The organism is Vibrio sp. Y176 (genome assembly GCF_033438945.1).
This window is the reverse complement of sequence record NZ_JAWOQS010000302.1, coordinates 1-827: the sequence shown is the minus strand read 5'-3', so window position 1 is coordinate 827 and position 827 is coordinate 1. Positions and strand designations below refer to the sequence as shown.

The following is an 827-nucleotide window of genomic DNA, read 5'->3' as shown; positions in this document are numbered from 1 at the left end:
TGCACGATGAATTAAAACGAACGTGGTTTGACCCAAACTTGGTTTAAACCGGATTCGACCTACACCGAATGATTAGCCAACCTTTTGCGCTTTATTCCTTTCGCAACGCCTTCGAAGATCGTGAGCAACAAACCCACCCAGATAAAGGCAAACGTAACCGCTTTAACGTCATCGAACAGCTCCCCAAAGAACACGACAGCAAGAATAAACTGCAAGCTCGGCTCTATGTATTGCATCAAACCAACCGTCGATAAGTTTGTAATACGAATCGCGATTGAGTAGAAGATCAAAGGAAGAATCGTGATTGGCGCGCTGCCGAAGTAAAGCAATAAGGTTGTCGTATCAACGGAAGAAGCAAGCTCGCCTGTCGTCCATTGTTTGAACAGCAAATATCCCAACGCGAAAGGCGCAAGAACAAGCGCTTCAATAAACAATGTTGTGCTCCAATCGTAGTTGATTTTCTTTTTGTAGAGTCCATACAGCGCAAAGAAAAGCCCCATTGTTAAGGCAACAAACGGTAGCTGCCCGTATTGAAACACTTGGTATAACACGCCACAAGTTGCGAGCAATATTGCAATTAATTGCCCCTTAGAAAGCTTGTCTCCCAAAACAAATACACCTAAAGCGACAGACACAAGTGGCCCGATGAAAAAGCCCAAGCTTGCATCAATCACTCGATGGTGAGTCAACGCCCACGTACATACACTCCAAGAAATACACATTAGGCTACTTGTCACAAAGGTATACCAAAGAGACTTTTTATCTCGCCACACGTGTGACCAATTTGGCCAATGGCGAGTCACCGCGTAGACGATAAGAATCCCTAC

General features: G+C 44.9%; 1 protein-coding gene. It reads right to left on the bottom strand.

Annotated elements, in window-relative coordinates; translation table 11 throughout:
* Positions 1–59: 59 nt before the first annotated feature.
* Positions 60–827: EamA family transporter RarD (rarD, locus tag R7O13_RS25700; RefSeq protein WP_318305050.1), on the bottom strand; the 768-nt coding region annotated here is incomplete at its 5' end.